General features: G+C 35.5%; 35 protein-coding genes. 14 read left to right on the top strand and 21 right to left on the bottom strand.

Going from position 1 to position 26,295, the window contains the following annotated elements:
* Positions 1 to 105: 105 nt before the first annotated feature.
* Positions 106 to 294, top strand: a complete 189-nt coding sequence (locus H9635_RS08085) for a hypothetical protein (RefSeq protein ID WP_191699679.1) — start codon at positions 106 to 108, stop codon at positions 292 to 294.
* 60 nt (positions 295 to 354) lie between these two features.
* Here the strand turns inward: H9635_RS08085 and H9635_RS08080 are convergent, their stop codons facing one another.
* On the bottom strand, positions 355 to 993 hold the full coding sequence (locus H9635_RS08080) for a hypothetical protein (protein ID WP_191699678.1): 639 nt from the start codon (positions 991 to 993) through the stop codon (positions 355 to 357).
* Between the two features lie 376 nt (positions 994 to 1,369).
* Between H9635_RS08080 and H9635_RS08075 the strand changes: the two genes are divergently transcribed.
* A complete protein-coding gene (locus H9635_RS08075) occupies positions 1,370 to 1,561 on the top strand; it encodes a hypothetical protein (protein ID WP_191699677.1) in 192 nt (63 codons plus the stop codon).
* Between the two features lie 129 nt (positions 1,562 to 1,690).
* Here the strand turns inward: H9635_RS08075 and H9635_RS08070 are convergent, their stop codons facing one another.
* The 4 genes from H9635_RS08070 to H9635_RS08055 form a co-directional block, all read right to left on the bottom strand.
* Positions 1,691 to 1,876 carry a multidrug transporter gene (locus tag H9635_RS08070; protein ID WP_191699676.1) on the bottom strand — a complete coding sequence of 62 codons (186 nt, stop codon included), beginning with the start codon at positions 1,874 to 1,876 and terminating at the stop codon, positions 1,691 to 1,693.
* 90 nt (positions 1,877 to 1,966) lie between these two features.
* Positions 1,967 to 2,329 carry a DUF2294 domain-containing protein gene (locus H9635_RS08065; protein WP_191699884.1) on the bottom strand — a complete coding sequence of 121 codons (363 nt, stop codon included), beginning with the start codon at positions 2,327 to 2,329 and terminating at the stop codon, positions 1,967 to 1,969.
* 919 nt (positions 2,330 to 3,248) lie between these two features.
* Complete coding sequence (locus H9635_RS08060; protein ID WP_191699675.1) at positions 3,249 to 4,028, bottom strand: MerR family transcriptional regulator; 780 nt, start codon at positions 4,026 to 4,028, stop codon at positions 3,249 to 3,251.
* 184 nt (positions 4,029 to 4,212) lie between these two features.
* Positions 4,213 to 4,974: a hypothetical protein gene (locus H9635_RS08055; RefSeq protein WP_191699674.1), complete on the bottom strand. Its 762-nt coding sequence runs from the start codon at positions 4,972 to 4,974 to the stop codon at positions 4,213 to 4,215.
* 88 nt (positions 4,975 to 5,062) lie between these two features.
* Here H9635_RS08055 and H9635_RS08050 point away from each other — a divergent pair, with 88 nt between their 5' ends.
* Both H9635_RS08050 and H9635_RS19530 read left to right on the top strand, forming a co-directional pair.
* Positions 5,063 to 5,269 carry an ABC transporter gene (locus H9635_RS08050; RefSeq protein ID WP_191699673.1) on the top strand — a complete coding sequence of 69 codons (207 nt, stop codon included), beginning with the start codon at positions 5,063 to 5,065 and terminating at the stop codon, positions 5,267 to 5,269.
* Positions 5,270 to 5,305: 36 nt separating this feature from the next.
* The gene (locus H9635_RS19530; protein ID WP_191699883.1) at positions 5,306 to 5,563 is read left to right on the top strand and encodes a TetR-like C-terminal domain-containing protein; all 258 of its coding nucleotides are present in this window, start codon (positions 5,306 to 5,308) and stop codon (positions 5,561 to 5,563) included.
* Here H9635_RS19530 and H9635_RS08040 read toward each other — a convergent pair.
* The gene (locus H9635_RS08040; RefSeq protein WP_191699672.1) at positions 5,519 to 6,748 is read right to left on the bottom strand and encodes an MFS transporter; all 1,230 of its coding nucleotides are present in this window, start codon (positions 6,746 to 6,748) and stop codon (positions 5,519 to 5,521) included. The two genes, H9635_RS19530 and H9635_RS08040, sit on opposite strands and share 45 nt — an antisense overlap.
* 59 nt (positions 6,749 to 6,807) lie before the next feature.
* Positions 6,808 to 7,386, bottom strand: a complete 579-nt coding sequence (locus tag H9635_RS08035) for a TetR/AcrR family transcriptional regulator (protein WP_191699671.1) — start codon at positions 7,384 to 7,386, stop codon at positions 6,808 to 6,810.
* Positions 7,387 to 7,634: 248 nt separating this feature from the next.
* Here H9635_RS08035 and H9635_RS08030 point away from each other — a divergent pair, with 248 nt between their 5' ends.
* Positions 7,635 to 8,198 (top strand): RNA polymerase sigma factor, encoded by a 564-nt coding sequence (locus H9635_RS08030; RefSeq protein WP_191699670.1) that lies wholly within the window; start codon positions 7,635 to 7,637, stop codon positions 8,196 to 8,198.
* Entirely contained in the window at positions 8,185 to 9,219 is a 1,035-nt protein-coding gene (locus H9635_RS08025; protein ID WP_191699669.1) for a DUF4179 domain-containing protein, read from the top strand. The genes H9635_RS08030 and H9635_RS08025 overlap by 14 nt, the downstream gene beginning before the upstream one ends.
* A gap of 103 nt (positions 9,220 to 9,322) precedes the next feature.
* On the opposite strand, the gene H9635_RS08020 is transcribed toward H9635_RS08025, so the two are convergent.
* From H9635_RS08020 to H9635_RS08005, 4 genes are all read right to left on the bottom strand, one after another.
* A complete protein-coding gene (locus H9635_RS08020; RefSeq protein WP_191699668.1) occupies positions 9,323 to 9,844 on the bottom strand; it encodes a hypothetical protein in 522 nt (173 codons plus the stop codon).
* A gap of 161 nt (positions 9,845 to 10,005) precedes the next feature.
* Positions 10,006 to 10,167, bottom strand: a complete 162-nt coding sequence (locus H9635_RS08015; protein WP_191699667.1) for a tRNA U-34 5-methylaminomethyl-2-thiouridine biosynthesis protein — start codon at positions 10,165 to 10,167, stop codon at positions 10,006 to 10,008.
* Between the two features lie 21 nt (positions 10,168 to 10,188).
* Positions 10,189 to 11,109, bottom strand: a complete 921-nt coding sequence (locus H9635_RS08010) for a hypothetical protein (protein ID WP_191699666.1) — start codon at positions 11,107 to 11,109, stop codon at positions 10,189 to 10,191.
* Positions 11,110 to 11,164: 55 nt separating this feature from the next.
* Entirely contained in the window at positions 11,165 to 11,404 is a 240-nt protein-coding gene (locus tag H9635_RS08005) for a hypothetical protein (RefSeq protein ID WP_191699665.1), read from the bottom strand.
* 282 nt (positions 11,405 to 11,686) lie between these two features.
* Here H9635_RS08005 and H9635_RS08000 point away from each other — a divergent pair, with 282 nt between their 5' ends.
* On the top strand, positions 11,687 to 12,310 hold the full coding sequence (locus H9635_RS08000) for an HAAS signaling domain-containing protein (protein WP_191699664.1): 624 nt from the start codon (positions 11,687 to 11,689) through the stop codon (positions 12,308 to 12,310).
* 139 nt (positions 12,311 to 12,449) lie between these two features.
* Here the strand turns inward: H9635_RS08000 and H9635_RS07995 are convergent, their stop codons facing one another.
* The 4 genes from H9635_RS07995 to H9635_RS07980 form a co-directional block, all read right to left on the bottom strand.
* Positions 12,450 to 12,674, bottom strand: coding sequence for a hypothetical protein (locus H9635_RS07995; RefSeq protein ID WP_191699663.1), 225 nt, complete (start codon positions 12,672 to 12,674; stop codon positions 12,450 to 12,452).
* A 104-nt stretch (positions 12,675 to 12,778) separates the two neighbouring features.
* The gene (locus H9635_RS07990) at positions 12,779 to 13,252 is read right to left on the bottom strand and encodes a hypothetical protein (RefSeq protein ID WP_191699662.1); all 474 of its coding nucleotides are present in this window, start codon (positions 13,250 to 13,252) and stop codon (positions 12,779 to 12,781) included.
* Positions 13,253 to 13,699: 447 nt separating this feature from the next.
* Positions 13,700 to 14,146, bottom strand: coding sequence for an SMI1/KNR4 family protein (locus tag H9635_RS07985; RefSeq protein WP_225231191.1), 447 nt, complete (start codon positions 14,144 to 14,146; stop codon positions 13,700 to 13,702).
* A gap of 14 nt (positions 14,147 to 14,160) precedes the next feature.
* Entirely contained in the window at positions 14,161 to 14,346 is a 186-nt protein-coding gene (locus tag H9635_RS07980; RefSeq protein WP_191699661.1) for a hypothetical protein, read from the bottom strand.
* Positions 14,347 to 14,845: 499 nt separating this feature from the next.
* On the opposite strand from H9635_RS07980, the gene H9635_RS07975 reads away from it, so the two are divergent.
* A complete protein-coding gene (locus H9635_RS07975; RefSeq protein WP_191699660.1) occupies positions 14,846 to 15,253 on the top strand; it encodes a hypothetical protein in 408 nt (135 codons plus the stop codon).
* A gap of 285 nt (positions 15,254 to 15,538) precedes the next feature.
* Here H9635_RS07975 and H9635_RS07970 read toward each other — a convergent pair whose 3' ends face one another.
* On the bottom strand, positions 15,539 to 15,694 hold the full coding sequence (locus H9635_RS07970) for a hypothetical protein (protein ID WP_191699659.1): 156 nt from the start codon (positions 15,692 to 15,694) through the stop codon (positions 15,539 to 15,541).
* 457 nt (positions 15,695 to 16,151) lie between these two features.
* On the opposite strand from H9635_RS07970, the gene H9635_RS07965 reads away from it, so the two are divergent.
* From H9635_RS07965 to H9635_RS07955, 3 genes are all read left to right on the top strand, one after another.
* Positions 16,152 to 16,403 carry a hypothetical protein gene (locus H9635_RS07965; RefSeq protein ID WP_191699658.1) on the top strand — a complete coding sequence of 84 codons (252 nt, stop codon included), beginning with the start codon at positions 16,152 to 16,154 and terminating at the stop codon, positions 16,401 to 16,403.
* 333 nt (positions 16,404 to 16,736) lie between these two features.
* Complete coding sequence (locus H9635_RS07960; RefSeq protein ID WP_191699657.1) at positions 16,737 to 17,711, top strand: BMP family lipoprotein; 975 nt, start codon at positions 16,737 to 16,739, stop codon at positions 17,709 to 17,711.
* Between the two features lie 19 nt (positions 17,712 to 17,730).
* Positions 17,731 to 19,380 carry a methyl-accepting chemotaxis protein gene (locus tag H9635_RS07955; RefSeq protein WP_191699656.1) on the top strand — a complete coding sequence of 550 codons (1,650 nt, stop codon included), beginning with the start codon at positions 17,731 to 17,733 and terminating at the stop codon, positions 19,378 to 19,380.
* A gap of 396 nt (positions 19,381 to 19,776) precedes the next feature.
* Here H9635_RS07955 and H9635_RS07950 read toward each other — a convergent pair whose 3' ends face one another.
* Together H9635_RS07950 and H9635_RS07945 are read right to left on the bottom strand one after the other, a co-directional pair.
* A complete protein-coding gene (locus tag H9635_RS07950; protein WP_191699655.1) occupies positions 19,777 to 20,955 on the bottom strand; it encodes an amidohydrolase in 1,179 nt (392 codons plus the stop codon).
* A 94-nt stretch (positions 20,956 to 21,049) separates the two neighbouring features.
* Positions 21,050 to 22,570: an AbgT family transporter gene (locus H9635_RS07945; RefSeq protein ID WP_191699654.1), complete on the bottom strand. Its 1,521-nt coding sequence runs from the start codon at positions 22,568 to 22,570 to the stop codon at positions 21,050 to 21,052.
* A gap of 328 nt (positions 22,571 to 22,898) precedes the next feature.
* Between H9635_RS07945 and H9635_RS07940 the strand changes: the two genes are divergently transcribed.
* The gene (locus tag H9635_RS07940; protein WP_191699653.1) at positions 22,899 to 23,393 is read left to right on the top strand and encodes a hypothetical protein; all 495 of its coding nucleotides are present in this window, start codon (positions 22,899 to 22,901) and stop codon (positions 23,391 to 23,393) included.
* Positions 23,394 to 23,415: 22 nt separating this feature from the next.
* Complete coding sequence (locus H9635_RS07935) at positions 23,416 to 23,802, top strand: YxiJ family protein (RefSeq protein WP_191699652.1); 387 nt, start codon at positions 23,416 to 23,418, stop codon at positions 23,800 to 23,802.
* Positions 23,803 to 23,898: 96 nt separating this feature from the next.
* Here the strand turns inward: H9635_RS07935 and H9635_RS07930 are convergent, their stop codons facing one another.
* Complete coding sequence (locus H9635_RS07930; protein ID WP_191699651.1) at positions 23,899 to 24,156, bottom strand: UDP-glucose 6-dehydrogenase; 258 nt, start codon at positions 24,154 to 24,156, stop codon at positions 23,899 to 23,901.
* A gap of 273 nt (positions 24,157 to 24,429) precedes the next feature.
* Between H9635_RS07930 and H9635_RS07925 the strand changes: the two genes are divergently transcribed.
* A complete protein-coding gene (locus H9635_RS07925; protein ID WP_191699650.1) occupies positions 24,430 to 24,903 on the top strand; it encodes a DUF2062 domain-containing protein in 474 nt (157 codons plus the stop codon).
* An 84-nt stretch (positions 24,904 to 24,987) separates the two neighbouring features.
* On the opposite strand, the gene H9635_RS07920 is transcribed toward H9635_RS07925, so the two are convergent.
* Both H9635_RS07920 and H9635_RS07915 read right to left on the bottom strand, forming a co-directional pair.
* Positions 24,988 to 25,740, bottom strand: coding sequence for an SDR family NAD(P)-dependent oxidoreductase (locus H9635_RS07920; protein ID WP_191699649.1), 753 nt, complete (start codon positions 25,738 to 25,740; stop codon positions 24,988 to 24,990).
* A gap of 221 nt (positions 25,741 to 25,961) precedes the next feature.
* On the bottom strand, positions 25,962 to 26,294 hold the full coding sequence (locus H9635_RS07915) for a YfjL-like protein (RefSeq protein WP_191699648.1): 333 nt from the start codon (positions 26,292 to 26,294) through the stop codon (positions 25,962 to 25,964).
* Position 26,295 lies beyond the last annotated feature (1 nt).

Here is a 26,295-nt window from a genome sequence, read left to right as displayed (position 1 = left end):
GCATACGAGTTAAATAAACGTAATTCTGAAAATGATACATAAATTTAATATAAAAGTTACTTTCTATCATTTATACTAAAAATATAGTTATGAGAGGTGAATTTAGTGATTATTAAAGATACAAGATCATCCCACTTAGATGAACACCTAAAGAATAATTCTGAAACTAACAGTAATGAAGATAAAGAAATGCTTGAAAACATCAAGGTTACAATAGAGATGAATAAAGAAGTAATAGAGCAAAACCGTAAAATTCTTGAATCAAAGAAACAAAAAGAATCCACTGAAGAATGATTTCAGTGGTTTTTTTATCTTATTGCACTTAGATATAACTTTAAAGACACTTTTACTTCTTTAATTCAAGGCTTCTAACTCTATCCTTACAATCGTATGACAATTCTCAGCAGGATAACAGCCCATTGCGGGCAATAAATAGATTTCACGGTGAGGACCTTTTACGCGGTAGCCTTGTTTTTCTATATCCTCTTTTAGCACTGCTAGCGTTTCCACTGTATTTTTATAATCACCTACATGTAACCTTTGAGCACATAATATTGAGGTACTTTTTACGAATGTAAGTGTAGGCAAATCACTTACGCGTAAATTTTTAATTACTCGATTCAGTGCATACTCATAAATGTCATCCGTCACACAATCCGCGACGACCATCATTTGATCAACTAGCCATTTGTTATCTTTTTCTTCATGCCAGATGATCTCAGGCGGCATTAATTTAAATTTATATTCTAATTGATTTCTAGTAATTTGCTTTATTTGATTCACAACTTTCCAAGCCAACCACTTTTCATCTATCGGTTCAGGTCGTCCGTCCCAGTTCATATTATATGAAGTTGTCATTTGCTGCGAGACATACTTAAGTTCTGGCAGCTGCTGAATAATAGTTTTACCCGGTTTGATTTGGTATATATCTTTATAAATTTTTCGATGATCGTGCGTTTTAAGTATTTGTGCTTCTTTTTTTATCAAAATCATTTACCCCCTTCATTTTGGGATAGAACAATGCCAATGTTCGTCGAGGCTAAACATCAGCGTTTTCACCTCCCTTTTTAAATATTCCAGTTTTGTTTAAATCATCCTCTTTATAAATCGGAAAAATATATGTATGAACAATGCTCCATTACTCAATATCCCCAACAAATATTTTAGAGCCAAAAAATAAAAACAATCCTACTGTGCTTCTATTGATACTTTCCCAACGTCAGAACCAGGTATGTTTAACGAATAAATCTTTTTATATTGTTATTTATTTTCCATATATTATAAAAAAAGGATAATTCCCCTTACTCGAGAACATACTATTATAGTAATTTGAAAGGGGGTGAAAATTATAAAAACGAATACTTTGTTAATGTTAGGAGTACTTACGGGGATATTGATTTCGTATATTTTAAGGTCATTCGGAATTAGTCTACATTATGACTTATTCCTTCATAATGTATTTGGTGATTTTAAAATTCTAGGTGTATTATTTTCATTATTGCTTATTACAATTCTATTATTCTTTGTCTATAAAGCCAAAAACGCACTTTCAAAAGTGTAATAGGGCTGATATTTAATATCTAATAAACATTCCCAAATCAAAGCTTCGAGTCAAAAGAAAAACCGGTAAACGTTGGTGCAACAGCGTTTACCGGTTTTTATTGGAGTGTTTTTGAGGAAGAAAGAAAACTTATTCTGTTGCTTTTTTCAAATCGTCAGCAAATTTAGAAGATAGATAACTTAATGCTTCCTTAATTTCGCGATTTTCCTCTATGATTTCCTTATTTTTAGCTATCGTTTCCTTTATATTTAGATGGATTTCATTATCGTAAAGTTTTGTATCTAAGTGAGGTACTGATGTCTTATTCTTTTCCATATCAATTTAAACCTCCTTTTTCCGCTATTATAATAAGGGATAAAAATCTTTTCTTTCCCTAGAAGACTATTAGTTCACTACTACGTTAACTCATAATTTACTTTGCAATTCCTCTGCAAGCTTAAAGACCATAATGCGTTCCCCAGTTATTGTACTCAAATCACTATAAAAACTCACCACTTCTATACCTGTTATCGTTAGTATTGCTTCTTTTATTTCTTCAACACCTGATTCCACCAAGCTATTTCGCATTTTTTTGACTGATAATAGGCCCTCTTTATTTTGGCATACTGCATATTCAGCAGGTGTTAAAACCCCTCCTAACACAACAACCACCATATCTCGCAAGATATCTGATTTAACCGATACGGAACCGCGCCCTAGATAACTTTTCTCCCAGTTAGTTAACACTTTACTGATTTCAGCTTCAAGAGCACCTTTTGTTTTATCCATCATGACTCTCACCCCTCCATTCCACAATTAATCGTTATACATTTATTATATAGTCTGTATTACCTCTAGTTTCACCCATATGCACATATAAATATTTTTTCTCTGCACCATTTCTAACAAGTTCATAGCTTTCATTTCTAAAAAATAAAAAAACCGACAATCAAAAAATAATGGTTTCAAATATCAAACCATTTACTTTTAAAATTGTCGGTTTACTTTTAACTAACCTAATCTAGGTTTTTTAAAATGTCTACCTATTATTTAAAATTATTATTCTAATTCCTTTTTGAATGGATAATCAATGTCCAAAATATTGACTACCAAACTAAGGATAATACACTATTTATATTATTTAAAATATTAATACTTAGTTAATCCACTGTCAAGTTTTAGATAATTAAATTTATTAACCCATTTTCATTTATTATTTGTAGTATGATTGGAAATAAGTGGAGGGGATATGAGAAAAAATCAATTATATTATCTTATTTATCCTATAATATATTTTATTATTGCAACAGTTGGTCAATATTTTACAAGTGGAAAAATAAGATGGAGGGAAAATTTATCCCTTACAGTAATTGCTATTGTAATTGTTTTTTTAGCATTTGTAATATTTAATTGGGCGAACCCCCCTCATGCATCGAAAAGGAAAAGTAAATGAAACATTTGCCATCAACTTTGAAATACATAATAGATTGGAGCATACGAAGTGATACAGGTTTTATTTGTTATTTTAATATGGGTTATACCGATTATCCTTCTTATCGAAATATAAAAAAACTAATTTCTCGGTTTATAAGTGAGAAATTAGGCTTTAGTTACTTCGTTAAAGAGATCTTTAATGGAAGATCAGAACAAGTGTATTATCTTAAACAGGATAGACCAACTATAGTTTAAGAGTATAGTTCATAAACATCTATTCCATTTCTTCTTGCTGAATATAATAATCTATCGCTTGATCAAACCATTTTTGTTCATCTTCTGTAAATGGAGAAGGTGTCAAATTTTCAAGTTCTTGATAATCAAGTTCTCCTTCTATCTTCGTATCAGCGAATTTTTGCATCAAACCCTCACCAAGAAATGAAAAATATTCTTCTACATAGTTCTTAATCATTCGTTGTACTTTCGGGTCCTCTACGGGTTTACCATATAATTGTTTCACTTCTTTAGACACTTGATAAATCGTTTTATCTAAAGGGAATTTTTCTTCTTCCGATTTCTTTTCTAACTCTTCCATGACATCCTTGAAATCCGTTAACATATGGCGATCCATCCACTCTTCTTGTATATGTTCAGTACGCATACTGTGAATAAGGTTAAGTATTAAGTTACTATCCACTGTTCCCTCTTCCTCAATTAACCTAATTACTCTATTAATAGATTTCATTGACTGTTCGATTCGTTTTTTCTCTTTTTCTAAAGCTTGAAAATGGAGAGACAAGCTTTCATTTAAATCAACGGTAAAGCTTGATTTATTTAATAAATTTTTTATTTCATCCAGACTATATTCTAGGAATTTTAAACTCAGAATTTTTTGTAATATTATAATATCTTGATAATTGTAAATGCGATGCCCTGAAGAAGGATTTTTTTCTGGTCGTAATAAACCAATTTCATCATAGTAATGTAAAGTAGGAATAGGTACTCCTGTTTTTTCTGAAAACTCCCCAACGGAAAACCTGTTATTGTTATTCATCAAAATTCCTCCCAACAAAAGTATAAGTTTATTATAAAACCTCAAGCAACTTGAGGTTCAAGTGATAAATTTGAAAATGATATATTGTCCACTATACCTATTAATTAAACGGTGTTTATATTATCTAGAAATGTTCTACAATTTGCATAAAAACTTGTAAAAAAACTCTTGACCCCCTCCCCCTTTAACAATCTTTTAAATCCGTCGTGAGCAATTTCATTTCATAGTCCCTACTTGTCATCGTTTTAAGCGTACCATTTTGTCCATCAACAAATGGAAAGGCTGTTTTGTGAATAGTATAATGCTTTAACTTTAAATAGGCGACCACTGGAAAATCTGCATCAACCCATATTGCCTGATAACCTACTAAGCCAAATTTTTGCATCAGACGATCCAAACTTTCTACTACTGAATATACAAATTCATCATAATTGCACGCAAATGCTGATGTAGTCTCTGGAGCACCTTTTTCAGTATCGTCTATATACTGATTGATTTTAAAGTGTAGGTTTTCTCCGTTACTTTTTATATCAAACGCTTTGATGTGCCACTCTGTTAATCCTGGTTCTTGATACCAACTAAATTTCGTTTCATCGGCATAAGATTCTGTATTCATATCAGAATTCAGCGACAGTAAAGCATTTAACAAATCGCCTAAAGCATCAGAAATATAACTCGCTCTAAAAGTAAACGTTCCATTTGCTGTCTGTATTTCGCATATAGCCCATCCTACGCCTGTAATATTATAATTAAATTTCAAATTACTCACCCTTTCAATCTTTAATGAATTTGACCCTTTTTTAAGTAGTTTTAATCTTTCGCTAAAACTCGTACTTTTTCCTAAGTATACTAAATTCCCATAATAGTTGTGGGCAGCGATTCGTTCTTCTCTATTCCCGCTGTTTCCCAATATTTTTTTATGATCTACTAGTGCTAAAAATCGCACACCTTAAGTCTTAATCTAGATAACCTAATCATATTGCCTGCATCGGCATACTATAATAATGAACAATCTTTGAAAAGGAGGTGTTTCTATGAGTGGTATTTCTGGAATTTTCCTTGGATTTCTCACAGGTGTGATATGGCTGCTGCTAGCATTATTAGGATTCATTTCAGAGTTCTTCGGATTAATCGGTCTAGGAGGAGTTCTTGGTAATATTTTAAATATTCTTGTTGCGTTAATTGGCTTCCTTGCTTTTGTTTACTTTGGTTTACGCCTATTCAAGAAAGCATGGCACTAGTGCAAGTAAGTATAATGGACTTAAAGGAAATTTTACATTCCAAACAAGACAAAACGTTTTGGGGAACAAAGTCCACTTATAAATGAAGAGAAACTGCTTGTTTCCAAATACTATTTAGCTGCGTATGTTGCATCGGCACCTAACGGAGTGATACAAAGATGGCTAGAAACGAGAAGAAAAAAATTCCCTCAAGAAATAGCTCGACTTCTAGCCAACATAACAGTTAATGGTTCTTTTAATGCATTCGAGTTACGCATATTCTTCCTGCTGTATTTTCTCAACTTTTATTTTTAAAATGGATAGCGTTAAAAGCGTTAATATACCTACTATAAGATAACTAATCGTTACAATAAGAGGTAATCCTAATGGATGAAATAACATAAACGTCACTGCAAACATGCCTCCTAGCATTCCTACATTATTCGCTAGACTTGAATATCTTCCTCTAAAAGATGCTGGAATAAAGTTCGCTGAAATGCCCTGTAATGCGGGGAAAAGCAATATTTCTCCTACCGCTGCTAAAAACATAGCACTAAATAATTGTGGTTGCGTTTGCAGCATACTTAGCAAAATATAACCTACAAACAGCAAAACTCCTCCTGTTAACGCCACGTTCATTTCATTAAAACGAACGAATAATTTTTTTACTACTAATAGGAATACCACGGCAATCACCGTATTTTCTGTCCGTAAAAACCCTAATAAAGAATAGCTGTCTTCACCAAATAAATCATAATAATGCAAGCTTAAATAATAACCAATTTGTTGATCCATTAAACTAAATACAAAGCCTAAAAATAATAATAAAAGTAAAATCTTATTATTCCATACAACCTTCCAGATGGAGTTATTTATTGAATGTCCTTCATCTTCTTTGATTGATAGAGAAGTTTCTTGTGTCGCTTTATGAAGCGTTTCGGGAATCCACTTCATGATTACAATAACTGTGATGATCGAGCTTATAATGATGAAGGTGAACAGCAAAATTTTATATCCCGCAAATAAAAGTCCCCCTATTGAACTTCCTATTGCAAACCCTAAGTATGACGTCCACATCGAATAAATATAAACACTTTTGCGGTTTTCCATAGTCGTTTCATCTAATATTAGTGCACTATATCCTGGTAAAGCCATGGCTGTAAAAAAATTTGTTAAAATAAAGGCTACTACACTCAAAAGAATCATGTATTCATTCAGTATTTGTCCTAACAATAACAACATAAAACCAACTGCTGTCATTGATTCTCCTATAACAATCGTTAATTTTCTCCCTTTTAAATCGGCTAGTTGACCGCCAAGCAAACCACCAAATAAAGTTATTACACCTATTCCTATTGCTAAAATTGTTATTTTTACACTTCCGATTTCATTCGCAAAATATAAAACAATAAACGGTAACACTGCTGTATTTGTTATAACGGTAACAAATTTTAATATAATACGTATTTGTACACTTCTATTAAAATCTCGGAAATTCATACACAGCCCCCTATTTTGATTGATTAATCAATCAATAAATTGTTTAAGAAAAGGATTGCTTATTGCAATCCAAATAAACGCGTAGCATTTTCAGCATATAATTTTAAAGCACTCTCCGAAAATTGATCTGTATTAGATAAGAACAGGCCTAATAAAAGGGATATATATGAAATGGCTAAAACATTTGCATTTGCCTCTGCAAGCTTCCCTTCTCGCTGACCATTTTGAATTAACTGCTCAAATTTATCTGACATTTCCCGAGCAGCCTTATTCGCAATAAGATAGGGCTTCATATACTTCTCCCACTGGGATGTCACATGAATTAATAACAGTAAATATAAACGTTTTTCACTAAAAAGTTGGAAATGCTTCAATGTCATTTGATGAATTTCCTCTTGATAATCGTTCGGTTGCGTATTAAATCTTAATACCTCCTCCAAAAAATCTGCCATAGGTTCCTCAACACATTTTAATAGTAAATTTTCTTTGTTCTCAAAATATGTAGCCACTGTCCCAAACCCTACGTTTGCAAGCTTAGCAATTTCAGCCATTGTCGTAGCTTCGTATCCTTTTTCTGCGAATAATTTAGTCGCCACCTCTAAAACATCTTTTCGCTTTTCTTCAATTGTCTTTTTCATTTTGTCCCACCTACTTTTGATTGATTAATCAATCTTTTTATTAAATCTACTACATAAAACATATTTTGTAAATAAAAACCAGTAGTGCTGTAAAATAATATTAATTAAATTTTGAAACAGACCTTTATTTCATTCGAAAGGCGAGCTGTTCATAAACCAGCTCTTTTTCTTTTTAATTTCCATATTATTGCATCCTAAGCTCCTCCGCCATCGCCTATAAGGTAAAAACAAAAAAGGGGGTTATCCTAATGGAACAAGAAACACTGATGACACGAATTCGAAACGGTGAGGATGAAGCTTTTGCTCAACTTGTAAACCCCTTGATCGATAAGGGATACAGGACCAGTTTCAGTATCCTCAAATCGAAAGAACAGGCTGAAGAGGTTGTTCAAAATGCACTGATTGAGGCGTACCGCAACATCATGAGTGGAAAAGAAATCACTTATTTCAATACTTGGTTCTATAAACTCGTCTCCCTCCGCTCAATAGATGCATGGAGAAAAAATGACCGTCTGAAGGAAACTCCGCTTGAAATTGATATAGGGAGAGAAAAACTTGGCGTCATGGAAAGCGTGCTAAAAGAGGAAACCGAAAATGAACTTAAAAAAGGCATACTATCCCTCGACAATAGGGACTATCGAAATGTCCTCATCCTCTACTATTATCAAGACCATGCTATACAGGAAATATCAGCTTTGCTGGGACTGAAAACTTCGACGGTCAAATCCCACCTTCGCAGAGCACGTAACGCTTTGAAAAAAAGATTGATGGAAAATCAGTTTATAGGGGTGAATTCACATGAAAATCGATGACTCAATGAAGAAAGAAATTCAAGAAGAGATGGAAAAAATCCAGACACCATCTTCCTTATATGACTTTGCGAAAAATATTAAGGAAGAGTCGGAAATGAAAGTGGATTTCGTAAAAACAAAAGAAAGAAAAAGAGGCTGGAGGAAGTTCCAGTTTGCAGTTGCAGCGGTGATCAGCCTTAGTGTCCTAACGGCTTCTGCATTTTTAAATCCAACTATGGCAGAAATGGCTTCAAAAATTCCATATGTAGGACAAGTATTCCAAAAACCAATCCAAATAGTAATTAAAGAAGTGTTGGAGAAAGATGGATATAACACGGCAGGAGTCGGTATGAGCAGATGGGAGGATATGACACTTTTTGACATACAGCTGAAAGGAACGGAAGAATACGTCAATCAAGAAAAGGACAATGTTTTAGCTATTTTGTCGGGAGTTTTGGAAAAAAGAGGCTATGATAACTACGAGTTAATGATTTCTGAAACGAATGAAATATCACCTGTGCTAGCTGAAATATTTGATCAAAGGGCCGAAATAGGCGAAAAGTTGAAGTCGGAGTTGCAGGTAGCAGGCTATACGATTTTGGATGTTAACGCATACTCGCCTATCATCAAAGTATATATACCGGTTACTGATGAAGCTAAGAAAACAGAAATTAACACGGTAGCGAATGAATTTTTGGAATCAAACGGTTCATTGAAAAGTGTACACATTATAACTAAAGATGTTTCGGTTGAGGAAATTAAGACAAAGTGGCTGCCCGTCATTACGAGTATTGAAGAAGAGTTATACCTGAAAAAAGAGTACCGGATAGATGACATTCGTTATACCTTCAACCCTGAAAAAGTGTCTATTACCATCAAGCTGAACATGAACTCTTCACATACTGAATCTAAAGAGGCAGTGAACAAAATCCATAAAAGAATTACTGAATTCCTAAATAGTGAAGAAGTAAAAATAAAGACAGACAATCAGGTATATGAGTTAATAATCCAAGACAAGAACGGCAAGGATTTTCATTTTTAAATACTTACAAACATAGTAGAGCAACTTCATTTATGACGTTGCTCTTTTTCTATTTAAAGTTACTTTTGAATCCGAATTCATATTTTGACGTGTCTAGAAACTTTTAGTTTGTCCCTGTTAAATCCTCAATAGTCTCAAAAATTCTTGAGTATACATCTTGAATACTTTGTTCGTTTACTAATTCATTAGATAATACATAACCCCAATACCTTTGACTCTTACTATCATAAAGATAGGCGTAAACACCTGAATCAACATCCGGATAATTTTCAAAATCAAATTGTTCTTTAATGAAAGGAACATATCCTTTTTGTGAGTCGATAAATAAGAATGGACGAGGACTATTATTATAATCCTTCGCATATTGAGCTTTATCTGCTTCTTTGAGATTTTCCTTCGTAATAAATATAGCATCATAATTTTCTACTTTTTGCAGATCAGTAAAATCGATGCTTGTAAATTGTATTTGTTCTTCTCTAACATCTGGTTCTTCACCAATAATCCCAATATGTAACGGCTTGCCATGATAAAGTTCTGTTTCACTTTCATCATTCTGCATAGAACAACCGAATACTATAGCTAGAATTGAAATCATTATTATCGCAAGAAGAACTTTTGTTTTCATATGTTCACCTCAGTATATTAATGAATTCCCCTTCTTTAATTTTAACATAATTATCCATTATCTAATTATAAATTACTCAACAATATGGCGCTCAAATGAAAAGGCGCTTCCCTTTTATTCTAGGAAAGCGCCCGATTGCAGTACCAGTTATGAATTTATAATTATGTTTCTTTCTTTTTTGGATTACTTCTGCCAATTATGTATCCTGTAATGATTCCCATTAAAAACATGAAAAACCTTTCTCCAGAGAAATCACTCGTAAAATACCCCCATATAAGCCAGCCCACTAAGGAACCCAGTATTAATCCAAGTATAGTTTTCATACCATCCCTCCTCACAAATACTTAACTTTCCAATTCATACATATACAGTTCATTCCCGTCCAAAAACAGCAACTTATTCTCCCGGTTATTCACTAATTTCGGTTCGAGAGGCTTACCATTTGGTTTCATCAGTTCGAGTTTACGGACCGTCTTATATTCATTGCCTTCACGTTGTAACTCAAAAAATGCATATTGTTCCCATCTCCCTCGGTACGCAACGATTGTCTCCCCTTTTACCGCAAATGCCGTAAAAGACATATCTTCAGTTGAATAATACTTTGTGAGCCCTTCTTTCCGTAGACCAATCATCGATTCCACGCTAAAGAAAAACCAAATACCTTCATTAGGTACATCATTCAACGCCAAACACTCAAAAATATAATATTCCTTATCCTCTTCAAGCGAATCCATCTTACCACCCGACGCGTCCCAGCCAACTAACCCGCTGCTGCCAATTGGTTCCTTCCAACCGTAATTGCCGAAAACTCCTTCATCAAAGTATCCTGTCCAAATCTCTTGATTCTTTGTTACGTACACATGCTCTATACCATCCCCTAAACAAAATGATCGGATAAATTGCCCATTTTCATTATAGACTCGTGCGTTCTCTTCAATATTTTGAGCATCATGGTAATACGACCGCGCACCTACAAGGAGAATGTGTCCGTTATCAATCGGCTGTATGTAATGATAATTCCATTTCTCTTCTGGCAAATCCAGCACTTTCTTTTGTCCATCTTTTAAATGAATGACTTGATATCTATAGCTTTTTTCCGTAACAGTTGCAGGGAAGGAACCACCAATTAGTGGGATTTGCTCTTCCCTCAGTAGAACAAATACATCGTTATCATGTCCAAGTGCAATTGATTGAGGCATCATTTTTTTTAGCTCTTCTTTCAGATTAGCAATTGGCTTCATCGGTATTTTGAGTATTGATTTCATTTTCTTTCACCAACCTTTTCTTTATAAAGAATTTTTATATCTTAACGGCTATTAATTATTGCTTTTTACTTTTAAACTCTTCATATTCTCCCCAGGCTAAGTAAGCAATACCTATGATTAAAGCAATGATGCTCCCTACATTTAAAGGGCTTCCTACATTGGTTAGCATGGCATTAAATAATTCCTCGTTCCAACTTAAAACACCCGAACCAAAAATTGCTGCACTAATATATTTGGCAGAAAATAAAAATGCAGCTATCGCTATAAAAGCAACCCCAGTTCCACGTTTGTTCATATATTCCACTCCTTCCGATTTTTTATTATTCTATAAAAACAAATTAAGCAAATAATTCCCAATTAAAGATTATCTAAATATATTAACCCATACCTTTCGCCCAACACGCAAACTACATATATCTTTGACTCCTATATGTGAGTGTCATATGATTGGGGTACCCCCGAAGAAGGTGTACGGAGAAAATATTATCAATTATCAGAAGCAGAACAACGAGTTTTGGCAGAAATACTTCATATTTTTCATGACTTTTTGCTGTAAATTTGAGAGGAGATGCTGAGAATGATGAGAGAAAATAATGTAAACGAATACCTAGAAACCTTGAAGGAAAACTTAACTGGTGTTCCTCGAGAAGAAATAAAGCCGATATTACATGAAATAGAAGATCACTTGAATAGAGAAATACAAAATGAAATCCATAATGGCAAAGACAGACAAGAAGCGGAGAAGTATGTAATCTCTAGGTTTAAAAAGCCTCAACAATTAGCAGAAGAATATTTACAGACATATGAACAATCAAGTCCGAAATCCGTAACATTATTATCTGTTGTGTCATCCATGTGGTTAATCGGTGCTGTTTACTTAATGAACCCCATCCTCAAAGGTTTCATAGAACCAGCTTTTTTCACTCTTGGTTTAGCTGTATTGGTTTTCGCTTCCATTTATTTGATGTTGAAAAAGAACTGGAGAAAGCTAGAAATCAAGACGGTAAAGCTCATACCTCCTACGATTGCTTTTCTTATATTTCCTTTATCCATAGTATCGTTTTGGATTAACGGAAATATAAATTCTTTCTTGTTATCCTACACTGTTATCTATTGGCTATTTTTAATAATTAGCAGCCTTTACTTTTTTAAAATCATTAAAAAAAATAATCTTGGAAAAGTGTCTTACAGCTTTTTTTAAAAGATAATAGGTTCGGTTGACGGCAAGTATAAACGTTCAGATTTCTGAGCGTTTTTTGATGTAGTATTAAATTAATTGTACTAAGACATTACACTTCGCGACTTAACACTGAATAGTAGAAAATATCTTCTAAATGTAGTTAGAAACTAAAAAGAGCCATCACGATAATGATCAAAGATACGGGCATAAAAAATATTGCCCAGCTATTTTTACCTTTCGTTTTAAACTCCTCTATTGCAATAAGTGCAAGGAAAATACCAAGTAGTAATGATGATATTGGACCATACGAAAAATCTTTTGTAATTAAGCCATATGCTGATATTCCCATTGCAGCTAAAGCAAGGATGATTTTAATAATTTTCAACTTCAATCCCCCTTGTCTCACAATCCATCATTTTATTTTACCACAAATTTTCCATATCCCTGCGTTTAATATTATGCGAACAGTAAGTTTCAAACTAATCTAAATTACTTCTCATGAACTTTCACATATACACTTCCAAATAGGCTTTCTCCTATATAAGCATCTAACTTCCATATTCCACTTTTAGGTAATGACATGTTAGAGGGGGCGTGTTTGTCTGCGCCATTATTAGCACCACCTAGTCCGCCATTGGTCACAAGGATTTCTTCATCTTCATTTTCATGTGTGCCTACAACTTTTAGTTCTCCTTCTAACTCTTGTTCTTCCCCCCAAAAATGCCACATGTACTTTTGCTCTTTATCAGGATAGAACTTAACTACTTCGCTATCATCGTAAATAAAACCTAATCGACCTTCTTCTCCAATCATTGTGTAACCGCCTGATTCAAAAAGTGAACTTTCATTCCAATTGTTTTTAATTACTTTTTCATTTTTTCCAATGGACTCCTCTTCCTTACAGCCTGCAATTGCAAACGATAAAATTACTGCGAAGATTAAAAGGATTCTTTTTTTCAACATAAATACCTCCCACTGACTTTTTATGTTAATTCTCTAAATAGTACCGATACCCCTTCAAAAAGGGCCCACCCTTTATTTCAAGAAAACCTGAAACCCTACAGAGAAAAAATAAGGGGAGAATTTCCTGTTATTTGAAGAATTGTGCTCATTTCAATGAAAATAAGGGTTAGATTTACCGTTATTTACTTAAAATTTGCTGATTTTCATATTTTTTTAGGCAATAACGAGAATTCCTCCGTTTATTTTCATGGATTTTCACATGATTTTCTAAATAAGCAGAATTTCTCCCTCTATTTTAAACGCGCTTCATTATTATTTTGTTCCGCCTCCCCTGAAACCAAAAACACCATTTTTCACTTAAAGAAAAATGGTGTTTTTTACGCTTTCATATGATTGAAAAGTTAATTTTCCTCAATACTAAATGCACCTCTTTTCTAAACAACTTGATCAACCATCGTAATGAAACAACCCATCTACAAACGCTTTGAAATTCGGTGCCAGCTCTAAAATGAAAATGTCGTCGCCCCATTCCAAATCAATATAAATGATCGGTGGATTATCTTTCGTCTGTCTGTAATCCATTGCCGTCCACGTATGGCCGTCTCCACCTAAAAGGATGACATCTTTCGGTAAGTCCCACTCTTCTATGTAATAGTCATTGGAAAGGATCCCTTCTTCTTCAATGCCTCGAATGTGGTCAACTCCAATATGATCCTCCGCCCACCCTGTAGGAACCGACGTTGGAAAAGCATCGTAAGTGATATAACCTCCATTTTGAATTTTGCATAGCTCAATGTAGGCATCCGGTAATTTTACACCTAATTTTTTCTCGGCGTTTTTTACCATATCATCAGTTAGCTTTTCTTTTTCTTCTATGCGCCATATATTTTCCAACAAATACGCCTCCTTTATTTATCCTTTTTAAATAACACTTTTTCAAAAAGAATGGATAAACCGACCATTAAAAATAACAAATAAAACCCTTTCAGATCGCTTTTCATAAACACTAAATAAAAACCTGTTAGCCCGAGTGTTAGAAAGAGTATCCAGAAAATTATTGTATTGCCTAAAATCTTTTTCGCTAAAAACTCCATCTTTCCCCTCCTCAGTAAATGCACTTCAAATAATTGCCTTCGCAGTGATTACTTAGGAGTTTACCATAATCAAAAATAAATTTTTCTTTAGCTCGCATGCTACAAATAGTCTGAACCGCAAAAATTTAATATCAAAACAATAATAATAAAATAAGTTTAATATAAATCTGTTTATTCTAGCGCTTTCGAGAAAAAAATACACTACTTTTGAATGATTTGATAACTTACAAAAACACAAAAACCATTAAATTCACATCATTTAAAGGTGTAAAAGACATTTATCTAGAATTATTGAAATTTATAAGCCCATTTGACTGATTAATGGGTTGCTTTAGTGATTCGTCTCAGCAGCTTTCTAATGAAAAGACTTCTAACTCCCTATATAATAGAGAAAACTCAAAATAATTGGACGTGAGAATTATGGAAACCATTCATATCCCTGCAGATGAGATGAATGATCCGATTTTTAAACATCTATTCGTGGAAGGTAGTGAAACACATGATTGATTATATGAAGTTTGATGTCATGTGGATGGATGACATCATTGCAACAGTCGATTTAAAGCCTTCAAATGGTGGGTCGCCTTATGTTGTAAATTATATTAATGACTTTAACAAGCAGTTTTCACCAATGATGGAAGGGCATATTACACTAGAAGAACTTGAAAAATGGCTGAAGTGGCGTACGTTCCCACCAACACGTGCCAATGCCAATGAACTACTTGAAAGCCTTGACATGCAAGCCTATAACCGTTGGGGCATCGTACGTAAAACGCATGGTGTCATGGCAGATGACGAAATTTGGATACGATTTAAGGGTGAAAAATTACGTCATAAAGACGTGTGCTTACGAAAAGAGCTCTATTATCCGAATGATTCGGAAGGAACAAATGTTTCAAATATTTGATTATATATTTTTTTAGAGAATTGATTACTAGTCATCGTTGATATCGTATCTCACTTTATTTAAAGCGATGAATAAGTTGATTGGAGTGGAGGGACCGTGACTCCACCGGGAAACGCACGCGCGGAAGATCCACTAAATTGTGCCTGCCGTTGTAGGCACAATTTAGTTAGCTGGAGCCGTGCCCGGGGAAATCAACGGTGTTCATTAGTTAACTTTATTTTAATAAAAAAGACTGTAGGCAATCCCGAATTTCTTCGAGTTTGTCTACAGTCTGAGTTTCTGTATCTATTCTTTACAAAAATCCACGAATTTTTTTGCCTGTATTAAGGACAAACCTGTTTGTTCTCTCACAAACTTCACCGCTTTTACTTCACCGACGGATTTTATTTTCTCTTTTACTAAAATGATTAGTTCCTCATTATAGACTTTTGTATAATCCATTTTCCAACCTCCTCGAATCTTTTATTTGGTGCTACTTTTAACTGTAATACTTCTAATAAATAAAGGTAATAGGAAAGTAACTGTAACAATTAAAAATAACGCATCAGACATTATTCTAACAAAAGCTGTGTTAATAATATAAAGTGTAAGAAGTAATAAATAACCGACTAAAAAAATATAATCGAATACTCTTTTACTAAATAGATATGGTTTCTTCAAATAGATCATTAAAAATAAACCTAGCATTAAAACTACTAAAGTCACTATAACATCATCCCCCTTTTACTGCGTGAAGACTTGTTGGAACTGCCGCATTAGTAATTCTAGCCATTTTCATTTCCATAATATTTTTTATGAATGTTACCGAACTATGTTAAACTCACATTAACAAGATGAATCCCAATTCTGCAACACGAGTATTCACAAAAATCTATGAATGGGAAAGGTGAAGTTACTTATGGATGAAAAACGTAAAGAAGAGCTGAATAAGAAAGAAAATAAAGTAATGAAGAGACAAGTGGGCATTATTGCGTTAATGATTATACTTTATATTCCATTCTTTAACATAGCTGCGTATATATCAAATCAATATTTTTTTGATAGTTATTATTTCGGCTTAGTTATTTTGTTATTAGGTATCCCGTTAACATACTTTGCTGCAAAATATTTAGTTTGGTTAATAAAAAATATAAATTCCTATACCAAATAAGCGGAGGATCTCCCCTTATTTACCCCAAAACAGAGGCCACCTCACTAAATAGCGGGAAATTTCCCGCTTATTTTATTGCAATGCATTCTTAATAACTCAGCGGCAGATTTCCCTTCTCTTGTCTGTAACACTAAGCACTTCGTAAAATTCTACTTTTAAAAGGTGTTATCCCCTTCTAATGAATATAATTAATTTCCTACTACCAAACTGAATAATCGCAATATTTAATAAATATACCACAACCCTTATTTCTATTTATTAAATAGTAAGTATGCGTTAATATGAGAGATGTTGGAAGTCATACTTCTGTAATATACTTAAAGGAATGATGGAATGAAAAGAAAGTGGTTATTTTTATTTAGCTTTCTCGTTTCAATCTTACTTTCTGCTTGCTCAGAAAGTTCAGAGGAAATAAAACAGGAACGATTTAAAATTGGTGTTATGCTGTCAGATGCAGGGCTCGGTGACCAGTCATTTTCAGATATTGCGTTTGAAGGACTGGAAAAAGCGCGTGATGAATTGGATATTACGTTCGATTACCGAGAGCTTGAGATAAGCGGTACATATAAGCAAGGTTTGGAAGACCTGATGGCAGAGGGGCAAGACTTAATTATTGGTATTGGCTTCACAGTGCAAGATGATTTGGAAGCGATTGCTAAAGCCTATCCGGATCAGCAATTTTTATTGATTGATGCTGAATCAGATTTGCCGAATATTCATAATGTAACTTTTAAAGATGATGAAGGATCTTATTTAATCGGTGCATTGGCAGCGATGAAATCAAAAAGTAATGTTGTTGGATTTATCGGTGGCGTAAATAATCCTGTAATTAAACGATTTGAAAAGGGATTTATAGCAGGTGCAAAACAAGTAAATCCGGATGTTGAAGTTTTATCTGTATTTGCCGGGGATTTCGGGGATGATCAACTTGGTGCTTCTATTGCACGGGATATGATCGAACAAGGGGCGGACTATATTTATCCCGCTGCCGGCTTTACAGGTGTTGGCTCTATTTTAGCTGCACAGGAAGCAGGTGTACATGCATTCGGTGTGGACAGCGATCAGTTTTTCCTTGCAGAAGATACAATTGTTTCTTCCATGATGAAACGAGTTGATACAGCTGTTTATCAGGCAATCGAAGAAATTGCTGAAACAGGGGTACTTTCGGAAAAAGATAAAGTGCTTGGCATTAAAGAAAATGGTGTTAGCCTTGCGCCAATTCGTGTCGTGTCTTTAACTGAAGAGGAAAAAAAGCTATTGGAAGACGTTCAGCAAAAGCTTGCAGACGGGCAACTGATAATTAAGTAGAAGAAAGGGTCGTACAACAATGAAATTAAAACAGAAAATATTAATGTTGGCCTTGATTCCACTACTATTAGCTGTCTGTATTATTGCTTATAATATTAGCCAGCTTATGAGCCTCAACGCCTCTACGGAAGAAGTAGTGGATTCCCTTGTTGCAGTTGAGGAATTAAACAGCACGGTCCAAAGCCTTCAAAAGTCACTAAGTGTCTATTCAATTAATGTATCAGAAAACAATAAGCATAATATTGAAACCGATTTAGCCCGAACAGAAGAGGTTTATAAAAATCTGAAAGGCAGCTTTACATCAGGCCGCCAACAAAAGATTAGTACCCGCTTTGAAGAGAAATTCGCAAAAATCGCAGAAGCGACAGCTACCTCACTGCAAGATACAAATGTTGCAGAAATTAAGCGTCAATCACAGCGTACTCGCGGAATTGTAAATGATGTAATCGAGCTAAAACGAGAGGTTAGTGCAAACTATACCGCGATGCAACAAGAACTTGGCAACAAAATTAAAGCCATTACATGGATTTCGATTATTGCCGCAGTCGTACTTTTATTCTTGAGTGTCGTGTCAGCTCTTTACTTTACAAACAAAATTGTCAGTCGCATAGGACGATTAACAGCCGGTGCAAAGGAAATTGCAGCCGGGAATTTAAATGTGGAACTGGATGACAAGGATACAGACGATGAAGTAGGTGAGTTACAAGTTACCTTCCGTCAAATGACAAGCAATTTAAGGGATATTATTACACATGTGTCTGACAGTTCAGACCAAGTTGCTGCATCTGCCGAGGAGCTCATGGCCAGCGCGGACGAAACAATGCTTGGAACCGAACTTATTTCCACATCCATTCAAAATGTATCAGATGCAGCAGACAAGCAAAAAGAAATGTCGGGCTCTTCTGCTGCCTTCGCAAAGGATGTATTAATAGAGGCAAAAGAAATTGCTAGTCAGGCGGGTAAAGCGACGGCACTGTCTGCTTCAACAAGTGAAAAAATTGAAGAAGGTTCGGTGTATGTAGAAAATACCGTAACTCAAATGAATCTGATTCATTCTACCGTTGAGGAAACCGCAGATTCATTAACATTACTTGCTAGCCGTACGAAAGAAATCGTAAATATTTTAAAGCTTGTTCAAGATATTTCCGATCAAACAAACTTACTTGCACTGAATGCCGCGATTGAAGCCGCTCGTGCTGGTGAAGCTGGTAAAGGCTTTGCTGTTGTTGCAGACGAAGTTAAAAAGCTTTCCGAACAGACAAAGCAGTCTGTTTACGATATTTCACGCATTGCAGTTGAAATTGAAACAGATACGACGAAAACTGTTTCTTCTATTCAGCAAGTTAAGGATCGAGTAGATGCAGGAATCAGCATCTCCCATGATACAAAGGCTACATTTGAAGAGATATTGTCAATTATCGGTCAAGTGCAAAATCAAGTAAATCAGATTTCAACTGTATCCGATAGCATCCATTCTAAAATAGAATCTGTTTCAGAGCAGTCGCTACAAATGGCGAAGGTTTCTGAAACAACAGCTGACAATGCTGTATCAGTTGCCTCAGCTTCTGAGGAACAACTGGCATCTATGTCAGAAGTAAATGCAGCAGCTACTTCTCTCGCTCGTCTTGCCGAACAATTGCAAGCGATTGTGGCGGAGTTTAGAACATAAGTTTACTGTGGCTATCAAATAGCCTCACCATCTTATAACCTTTTACGATAAATAAGAAGAATCCATTTTGAAAAGAGATTTAGAAAAATGGATTCTTCTTTAGTAATTTTAAGGGAAGAAATCCTCCAGTTTAACCCCCACTACTTTCAAAACTTTTCAAACCGAATGGATAGACCCATCATTAAGAATAAAAAATAAAATCCTTTCGGGTCCTGTTTCATTAAAACTAAATAAAAACCTGTCGATCCAAATACTATATTAAAATGTTTCCTAAAATTCTTCTCGATAAAAAATTCATCTATATTCTTCTCGAACTCATCATTAATCAGATGAACGTTGACTTTAAACAAGAAAACGCGAAAACCGTTACACTCAACAGGTTTTCGCGTCTCCAATTTAAGAATGCTTCTTCAAATACTCCAACGTTGCCTTTGCAAGTGTGTTGGCAGCAACTAAAAGTGCACGCTCATCGATATCGAACTTCGGATGATGGTGCGGGTACGCCTCTTCTTTCTCTGGGTCACGCGCACCTGTGAAAAAGAATGTGCCCGGTACCTTTTCTAAATAGTAGGCAAAGTCCTCACCGCCCATTTCCGGTTCACAAATAACAACTTCCTCGACACCCGGTGTTTGTCTTGCTTGCTCGATAAAGAATCTTGTTGTCTCCGGATCATTAATAACAGCTGAATAACCGCGCACATAATCGTATTCGTAATCGGCCTTCATCACCAAGCATGCCGCCTTCAAGACATCTTCCAGCTCACGTTCAATCAGGTCACGCGTTTCTTCATCAAATACACGTGCTGTACCTTTAATTTTTACCGAATCGGCAATAACGTTAAATGGATTTAACGCTTCAAAGTGACAAATTGAAACGACTGCAGGTTTTAAAGGATTAATACGGCGACCTAATAGCTGCTGGGCGTTCACAACAAATTGTGAGCCGATATAAATCGAGTCTTTCGTTTCCTGTGGTTTCGCACCGTGACCGCCTTTTCCTTTAATCGTAATGTAAAACCCATCTGCTGCAGCCATTAACGGACCTTCACAAACAGCAATTTTCCCATGCTCAACCGGTGCCCATAAATGCTGACCGAAAATAACATCGACCCCGTCCAGGCAGCCATCTTCAATCATCGGAATCGCTCCACCCGGTGCAATTTCTTCCCCGAATTGGTGGATGAATACGACATTCCCTTGAATCTCATCCTGAATTTTGTTCAGTGCCTTTGCCAATACAAGGAGTGAAGCAGTATGGCCATCATGACCACATGCATGCATTCTACCATCAACTTTAGATTTATAAGGAACATCATTTTGCTCCTGAATTGACAATGCATCGAAATCTGCACGTAGCGCAACCGTTTTACCTGGCTTGCCGCCTCTTAAAGTAGCGACTACCCCACGACCACCTACACCTTCTCGTACTTCATGACCAAGTGCACGATGGTATGCCGCAATATATTTCGGCGTTTCTACTTCCTCATGTGAAAGCTCCGGATTTTCATGTAGGTAGCGACGAATCGCAACCATTTCATCAAAATGCTGTTCTAGTATTTCAAATATATTCGTCATTTCTCATACCCCATTTTCTAAGTTGTCTGTATTTCGAATAAACATTACAAGTAATTCCCTACTTCTAAAGGCTACTTTTCAAAATCCTAAAATATTACTTTAAATAAATCCCATCGCCAGGACCTAATGGCAGGCCAAACATGAACCATACAGCAAATAAAATAATCCACATAATCGCGAAGAATATTGAATAAGGCAATAACGCTGAAATTAACGTACCAATCCCGATATTCTTATCGTAGCGTCTCGCAAATGCTAGTAAAATCGCAAAGTATGCAAGCATCGGTGTAACTGGATTTGAAATGGAATCCCCTACACGGTAAGCCATTTGTGTAACAGCTGGTGAATAGTTTAAATACATGAACATCGGTACAAAGATTGGTGCCAGTAAAGCCCATTTAGCCGATGCACTTGCAACGAGTAAGTTGATCAATGCACAAATAATAATGAAACCGATAAACATTGGTGCGCCAGTAAAGTTCATATTTTGTAAAAACTCTGCACCCTTAATTGCTAAAATCGGACCAATATTACTCCACCCAAAATAAGCAATCATTTGTGCTGCTACGAATGCCAATACGATAAATGAAGATAGGTCACCGATTGATTTAAACATTTGCTCCGCTACATCGCGGTCCGATTTTACCTTCTTCGTCACGATACCATATGCTAAGCCCGGTAATAAGAAGAAGAATAGCATAATCGGCACAATACCCGTCATAAACGGTGAGTTTAAAAAGCCGTTATCTTCTGGATTACGTAATAACCCTGATTCTGGTACGACTAAAATAGCCATTAAAATGATATAGGCAACTGTGACAATCCCTGCCCAGCGAAGCCCTTTATTTTCTAGAGCTGTAAGTGGTTCAGCGACCTCAACTTCTCCGCTGTACTTACCAAAGCGGGGCTCTACGAATTTTACTGTTACCCAACTTGCTACAATCACTATTAAAAATGTCGAAACGATCATGAAGTAATAGTTCATCGTTGCAAGTCCTGTATATGTAGGATCAACCAATTGTGCTGCTGTTTGTGTAATACCTAGTAATAAAACGTCTAAAGACGAAATAATAATATTAGCACTGAACCCTCCGGCAATTGCTGCATACGTCGCGATTAAACCAACAAGTGGATTTCGTCCAACACTCATGAAAATCATCGCGGCAATTGGAGGTAAAATAATGAACGCTGCGTCTGCGGCAACAGTCCCGACAAGACCCGTAAAGATAATAACAGGCAAAATAAGCTTTTTAGGTGCACTTAACACCGTCTTTTTCATCAATGCCGATATTAAGCCACTGTTTTCAGCTACCCCGATACCGATCATCGTCACGACTACGATACCAAGTGGAGCAAATCCAGTAAAGTTCGTCACCATGTTCGTAACGATTTGAATAAGTCCTTCACGATTTAACAGGTTAATAACTTCAATTGTTTCTTCTGTGCCTGGCTTAACCGCCGATACGCCAATTTTTGATAGAACAAATGATAATGCCAGTACAAAGAATGCCAAAATAACGAATAATGTAACTGGGTCCGGCAATTTATTCCCCGCTCGTTCGATTCCATCTAAAAACCGATCCACCATTTTTTTCTTAGCAACTTTATTTTCCATATGGGCCCCCCTAGTTGATTAATGTTTTAAAGAATAACAAAGCAAGAAAAACTTAACAACTAGTTATGCAAATTTTTAGATTTTTTGTTATATTTCGATAATAATAGTGTTTAGTTTAGCGATGAACTTGGGAGGATGCTCTTATTCATTAGATGGTGAGATAGGCCTTTCTTAAGTTAAATAGATCCCTTTTTAGATGTATATAATGAAAATTTTTTTAGATATTCAGTTCTATTTTAAGTTATTACCGTAGAATATTGACATTCAATACCCTTTAATTTACCATTTAATTTACAAGACTACCTATTATTCCCTAGGAGGTATTTTTATGCACTATACCTTAGTAGATTACGAGCACAATATCACGACCGTCACGTTTCATCCTGCGTCCAATTCTGCAAGCATCACTTACTTTATTGATACAGAAGATCGTCACTATATCGAATCGCCACAATACACGTGGAAGCAAGGTGGGTGTGATACCCATAGCCTCCATTACCATGATGAAAATAAGACACGCGTTATGTATAAACGTTTCATTACCAATGCTCTTAAACATGAGGATACCTGTGCATTAAATAATAATAAAAAGGATTTACGGAAAAACAATATTATTAAATATCCTAAAGGGAAAATAGATGTGAGAGAAGAGCTTAAAGAAAGTAGGAAAGCGGAATTAATTCCCTTTGAAATCGATTTAACAAAATTAAAACCTGCTTCTCAAAAGTCCGAGGAAAAAAAGGAAAAAAAGAAAAAATCTAAGAAGAAAGATAAAAAGAAAAAAGAGGAATCAAAAAAGAAGAAGAAGGCGAAGAAAAAATAGCCCCAACATTAAGGGAGGTCCTATGAACGACATTTTAAAGCAATTAACCGAAATTGATCCTAAATTAAGAAAACCTTTTCCTACCCAAGATATTAATAAAATAACGGAAGATTTCCGAACAGAGTTTATGAAATTACCTAATGAGGTGGATTTCTATGATGACTTCCATTTTTATTGCATGAATATAGCCGGCACGCTAAGTTATGTTTTAAGCGATCACATAAATCAAATCCCCCAAGGTCAAATCGATATGCTATTTCAATCTTTTTTTGAGCATTATCAATATGAATTTCTAGAAGACCGAATAGCAAATTATCATCATTTCTATCAGGAATATACAACCTTTGAGCAAGCAAGGAAGCTGCTATTACAGCTGTTTTTCCCTACCTCCAATATTAGCTCCCACTAATTTCCAAACACAAAAAAAGCCTGGCTATACCTGTGCACAACTATTTTGTGCCAGGTTACCATGCCTTATATTTTATAATGCCACTTTGCAAACTCACTAGTTTTCAATCGGTAATCTTTTTTTCGTCTCGTACATATCTTTTAATTTAGCATAATAAGCCGCTGCATTTACTGCATCTTCGCCTTTTTTACGTAAAGCATACTCGAATGCCTCCACTAAATGCTCTGTTGTTACCAATTCATTTTTAATATTAATTAAATCATAATACTCATAGCGGTCAGGAATTTTCGATAAAATATCTTCATCGCCTGTAATCGAAATTAAATGATCGTCGTTAAAAAATAATTGTAGCATAGTTCATGTCCCCTTTTTTATGTAGTATCTGTGTTGTCACCCTTTGATAATATGCTGTTGCAGCCCGCTTTTAACACGCTGTAATGAAGCATCTTCTTATCTTTACCCTATTTCTTACATAATGAATCATCAATCAGTATAATAAATTTCCGACCCGCCCTCATTAATTTAATTATTCGGAAAAAATAAATCTATATGTTGTAAATTAGGTATAATATATCTATAATGACCATTTAACGTTTGGGACGAATTACTTGGAGAGGATAGTCATCTATGAAAATAACACGAACCGTTAAATATAATTTAATCCGTCTATTTCGGCTTAAATCGGGTCCACATGAAGTGGCGTCAGGAGTAACGATTGGTTTTATCCCAAGCTGGCTGCCTACATTCGGATTTGGCCCCGTACTTTCCATCGGTATGGCCAGGCTCGTAAAGGCGAATACCGTTTCCGCACTTGTCGGTGGTGTCATGGGCACTTTTATTTGGCCGCTCCTTTTCTTCTTAAATTATCAGGTCGGGAGCTTTCTATTGGATCGAAATACTAAAGTCAATGAACTGGATGAAGTAGGATACATTGACGCGATCGAACATGCTTATACAGGAATTGTGAGTTCCCATTCAAGTGGATTCATCTTTCTAACAGGTGCCACGTGCAATATCGTGATCTCCTCGATACTTATTTACATCATCGTATATGTCATGTTTAAGACAAACCGGGTAAGGATTTTAAATAAAATTAGGTGAGTCCATCACATAAAGAAAACCGGGTGCCCAACAATTCATCAATTGTTCGTGCACCCGGTTCGTTGTTATATTAAATTCATGATATTAGTGGAGCATGATCGAGCCGCCATCCACCATCAATGTTTGACCTGTTATATACTTCGAGTCTTCTGAAGCTAAAAAGACAGCAGCACGTCCGATATCTTGTTCCGGATCACCGAATTTACCCATCGGAATACCTGCAAGTACCCCTTCATAATATTCCGGTTGAGCTTTTGCCCATGCTTGTACACCTTCTGAATTGGCGATTGGTGAGATCAAGTTCGCCGTCACACCATCAGCCCCAAATTCATTGGCTACGACACGCGTAATCCCACGAATCGCTTCTTTTGCTGCCGCATAAGCAGCTTGTGTTTTATGTCCTTTTAACCCGGCACCTGAAGCAAAGTTTATAATATTACCACGAGTTTTCTTCAAATGTGGAATAGCCGCCTGCATTAAGTACCATGTAGGGTAGAAGCCTGTATCCATTGACAATGCTAAATGTTCTGGTGTTGTTTCAAGGAATGGCACTTGTTTCGAAGCGTGTGCATTATTCACTAACACATCTAAACGACCATATTTCTCGACAACTTGTTCCACTACATTTTTTAGTTGATCATGCTTTGTCAAATCACATTCAATAAAGCTAGATTGTGGTGAGTGTTGCTGCAAATCCGCCAATACTTTTGCGCCTGCTTCAGGATTGAGATCAACTGCCACAACAATTGCGCCCTCTTTTACCATTGCACGCCCCATACCAGCACCAATACCGCCAGCACCACCTGTAATGATCACTACCTTGTCTTTTAATTTCAATACAATTTCTCCTTCTCAGAAAAACCACAACGCTCACGTGATTGTTCCCAGTATCGTTAATAAATTTTTGTTACTAACAAATTAAATATACAACTTCATTATTTTAGAGGCAAATTATCAATCGGACTTATTATGCGCATTTTGGGCAGATACTATTACAGAAATTTGCTTTAATTTCAATCATTGAATGTCAGGAGAAAAACTGACTGTGATACCCTACCTCAGTCAGATACCTCTTTGTCTATATTGGTTCCACGAATGGTATCACTGAAAACTTCATAAGGCTCCATACCAGAAACATAAAACGTATAAGTAGTTTCAACTGCCAACGAGTCCTTTTTCACCACTTCAAACTCATACGTGACATCCGTCCAACCGTACCCTACCTGTTTAATCTCATAGTCCATGTCTGGATACGTTTCTTGCAAAAATGTTTCTAAGCTCACTTTTGCTCTTTGTTTATGCACTGTATTGCCGCTCATTTGCATGTAAGCGTACACTAGGACACCAATTAATGTAATAGCAATTACGCCATATAGTATTTTCTTTTTCATA

This window comes from Solibacillus faecavium (assembly GCF_014836905.1).
GTDB classification, from domain to species: Bacteria; Bacillota; Bacilli; order Bacillales_A; family Planococcaceae; genus Solibacillus; species Solibacillus faecavium.
This window is presented reverse-complemented; position numbering and strand designations above follow the sequence as displayed.